The sequence below is a fragment of the Streptomyces sp. E2N166 genome, from assembly GCF_003671715.1.
Taxonomy (GTDB): Bacteria; Actinomycetota; Actinomycetes; order Streptomycetales; family Streptomycetaceae; genus Streptomyces; species Streptomyces thinghirensis.
The window spans coordinates 412195-416144 of record NZ_RAIF01000025.1 but is presented as its reverse complement, the minus strand read 5'-3'; the positions used below and the strand labels follow the sequence as shown (position 1 = coordinate 416144).

At 74.5% G+C, this 3950-nt stretch carries 2 protein-coding genes; one reads left to right on the top strand and one right to left on the bottom strand.

The annotated features are described in order from the left end of the window. Nucleotides 1-1593 (top strand): bifunctional 3'-5' exonuclease/DNA polymerase (locus tag EBH09_RS19945; protein WP_121748326.1); only part of this gene is annotated, 1593 nt, incomplete at its 5' end. An 84-nt stretch (nt 1594-1677) separates the two neighbouring features. Here the strand turns inward: EBH09_RS19945 and EBH09_RS19940 are convergent. Next, a partial coding sequence (locus EBH09_RS19940) for a tetratricopeptide repeat protein (RefSeq protein ID WP_153182689.1) occupies nt 1678-3950 on the bottom strand: 2273 nt, incomplete at its 5' end.

Genomic DNA, 3950 nt, shown 5'->3' with positions numbered 1-3950 from the left:
GCCGGCCTCGCCGAGGCCGTGCGGAGCAGGCCGGACGTCGCGCGCTGGGTGTGGCGGTCCACCGCCGAGACCGCTCCGCGCCTGCTCGCCGCGGGGGTGCGGGTGGAGCGGTGCTACGACGTGGAGGCCGCCGAAACCCTCCTGCTCGGCCACGAGGGCCGGTACGGGGAGCCGCGCTCGGCCGCGGCTGCCCTGGCCAGGCTGCGCGGCGACCCGGTACCGCCCGACCCGCCACAGCGCGCCGCCGAGCCCGGCGCGCAGTCCCCGCTCTTCGAGCCCCAGGCCGTCCATCTGCCCCTGGACGACCTGCTCGCCGTCTACGCCGAGCAGCAACGCCGCCACGACCGGTCCGCCCACCCCGACCGGATGCGGCTGCTGACGGCGGCCGAGTCGGCGGGGATGCTGGTCGCCGCCGAGATGAACCGCTCCGGGCTGCCCTGGCGGGCCGACGTGCACCGGGAGGTACTCCACGACCTGCTCGGCGAGCGGTACGCGGGAGGAGGCGAGCCGCGCCGCCTGGCCGAGCTGGCCGAGGAGGTGTCCGCGGCGTTCGGGCACCGGGTGCGGCCCGATCTGCCCGCGGACGTGGTCAAGGCGTTCACGCGGGCCGGGATCAAGGTCGCCTCCACCCGCCGGTGGGAGATCGAGTCGGTCGACCATCCGGCCGTGAAACCGCTGATCGAGTACAAGAAGCTGTACCGGATCTGGGTCGCCCACGGCTGGTCCTGGCTCCAGGACTGGGTGCGCGACGGACGGTTCCGCCCCGAGTTCCTGGCCGGCGGCACCGTCACCGGACGCTGGGTGACCAACGGCGGGGGCGGGCTGCAGATCCCCAAGGTGATCCGGCGCGCCGTCGTAGCCGACCCGGGCTGGCGGCTGGTCGTCGCCGACGCCGACCAGATGGAGCCGCGCGTGCTGGCGGCGATCTCCCGTGACCCCGGCCTGATGGAGGTGGCCGGCCGTGAGACCGACCTCTACCAGTCCGTGTCCGACCGCGCCTTCTCCGGCGACCGCGCCCAGGCCAAACTCGCCGTCCTCGGCGCGGTCTACGGCCAGACCTCCGGCGACGGCCTGAAGAACCTGGCCGCGCTCAGACGCCGCTTTCCCCGGGCGGTCGCGTACGTCGACGACGCGGCGCGCGCGGGCGAGGAGGGGAGGCTCGTACGGACCTGGCTCGGGCGCACCTGCCCACCGGCGGCCGGAGCGGCCGACGGCGCCGAGGAGGCGGGCCTGCCGCAGGACGACCCCTCCGACGCGCCGGGCCAAACGCAGGAGTGGGTGCCCGGCTACGCCTCCACCAACGCCCGCGCGCGAGGCCGCTTCGCCCGTAACTTCGTCGTCCAGGGCAGCGCCGCCGACTGGGCCCTGCTGCTGCTCGCCGCGCTGCGCCAGGCGTGTGCGGACAAGTCGGCGGAGTTGGTCTTCTTCCAGCACGACGAGGTGATCGTGCACTGCCCCGAGGAGGAGGCGGACGCCGTCGTCGCGGCGATCCGGGAAGCGGCGGAGCTGGCGGGACGGCTGACGTTCGGCCGGACGCCGGTGCGTTTCCCGTTCACGACGGCGGTGGTGGAGTGCTACGCGGACGCAAAGTGATCGGTGTCATGCGACGCGTACGCCGGGACCGATGACGTGCCGCACGGACGCCGGGACCGGTGGCGTGCCGCGGACGCAGAGCGATCACTCGGCGGGAGGGCCCTCGGCCAGTAGCTCCCGCAACTCCCCCGCCACCGTCTTCGCATCCGTCCCGTCCAGCGCCGCCAGCGCCGCCCGCCACTGCTCGTAAGCCTCGCCGTCGCGCCCCCGCTCCCGCAGCAGCAGCCCCTGCTGGTGCCGGGCGAGACCGCCGGTGTAGCGGTCGGCGCGGGCGTCGGCGCGGCGGAGCAGCTCCGCGCACTCGTCCGCGGCCCGCTCGGTACGGCCCAGCAGGCGCAGGGCGCGGACGAGGCCGAGCCTGGTCTGGGACTCGCCGTGCCAGTCACCGTGCCCGCCCAGGATGCGCATGCTCTCCTCGAAGTGCGATGCGGCGGCGGCCGGTTCGCCGAGCGTGAGGTGGGCATAGCCGATGTTGCAGTGCGCCGAGTGCTGCACGATCACGTTGCCGATCTCGTCGCCGATGGCGAGCGAACGCCGGTGCTGCTCGATCGCCGCCCGTGGGTCGGTGTGCTCGTAGAGGTTGCCGAGATGGCTGTGGGTGATCGCCTCGCCCCACGGGTCGTTCAGCCGCTGTGAGTACGCGAGGCTCTGCCGCAGCGCCTCGGCCGACTCCTCGTGTCGGCCGAGGTTTTCGAGGAGCAGGCCACGGTTGTTGAGGCAGCGGCGGATCCGGCTGACCGTGCCGAGCCGCCGCCAGACCGCCAGCGAACGGTCGTTGAGCGCGAGCGCGTCACTGAGCCGGCCGGTCAGGAAGTGCAGTCCCGCGAGGTCGCCCAGCGCGTAGGCCTCGGCGGCCTCGTCACCGTGGAGCCGCGCGAGGTCGAGGGCACCCTGGCCCAGTACCTCCATCTCGGCGACCCGGCCGCTGCGCTGGGCGTAGGGAAAGAGGAGCCGGAGAAGAACGGCGAGATGACGGGTCCGGTCGTCACAGCCGCCGCCACCGCCGTCACCACCGCCACCACCGCCACCACCGTCACCACCGTCGCCGCCGTGGCGCTCGACGAGGGCGACGACGTTCTCCGACTCCAGATCGCCCCAGGCGAAGGCGTCCTCGCAACGGGCGAAGGGCGGGACCGAGGCGACCTCCGTCGCGTGCTCGGGAGGCTGTGCGGCGGTGGGGCGGCGGCGGTCGTCCTGGTCGATGCCGGGTTCGACGATCGCGGTGAGGACGCGCTCGGCGACGGCGGCGTACCAGCGCAGGGTGATCGCGGCGACGTCATCCGTACTGTCGTCGCCACGGGCGATCTCCCGGGCGAACTCGCGCACCAGGTCGTGGGGGGCGTAGCGGCCGTACGCCGTCTCCTCCAGCAGGGCCACGTCGACGAGGCGGTCGAGGGCGGCCTCGGCGCGGCCCTCGTCGGCGTCGATGAGACGGGCGAGCAGCGGTGCGCCGTACGCGGGCAGATCCAGGGCGCCGATGCGGCGCAGCGTGAGGGCCGCGTCCCGGTCGGTCTCGCGGTCGGAGGCGGCGAGCGCGTCGTGGGCGACGGCGAGGGAACGCCGCACACTCAGGTCGTCGTACTCCAGGTGGTTCAGCCGCCCTTCGGTGGCGGACAGTTGGCCGGCGAGCGCGTCGGGGGTGAGGGCGCGCCGGGCGGCCAGCCGGGCCGCGACGACACGCAGGGCCAGTGGCAGTCGGCCGGTGAGCTCGACGAGGGGGTGGTCGGCGTCGGGCCCGCGACGGCTGTCGCGCCCGGACGCCACCCGCAGCAGCGCCGCGCTCTCCGCCCCGGACAGCGGCGCGAGCGGGAAGCGGTGGGCGCCGTCGAGTGCGGTGAGCGGCGACCGGCTGGTGACGATCACCGCGCAGCCGGGGCCGGCCGGCAGCAGCGGACGTACCTGCGCGGCGTTCTCGGCGTCGTCCAGGAGCATGAGCGTACGTGTCGGCGCGAGCAGTGAGCGCAGCAACGCGGCCGCGGCGTCGGTCCGTTCGGGGACGAGCCGGGGATCGGCGCCGAGGTCGCGGAGCAGTGCGGTGAGCGCCTGTTCCTGGGTCAGCGGGGACATCCCGGGGGTGGCGCCGTGCAGGTTGAGGTAGAGCTGCCCATCGGGGAAACGTTCCTTCATCCCATGTGCGACATGGAGCGCGAGGGCGGTCTTACCGACACCGGCCATCCCGCTGACGACGGCTACGCGAGGGTACGAGCCAGGGGCGAGGGCGCGGACCAGATCGGCCCGTACGGTGCCCCGACCGGTGAAGTGCGGTGGCGCGGCGGGCAGTTGCGCCGGACACGGAGGAGAGGCCGCCTGCTCCGGGACCGGACGGACGGGCGGGACGTCGACGCGCGGTACGGGGC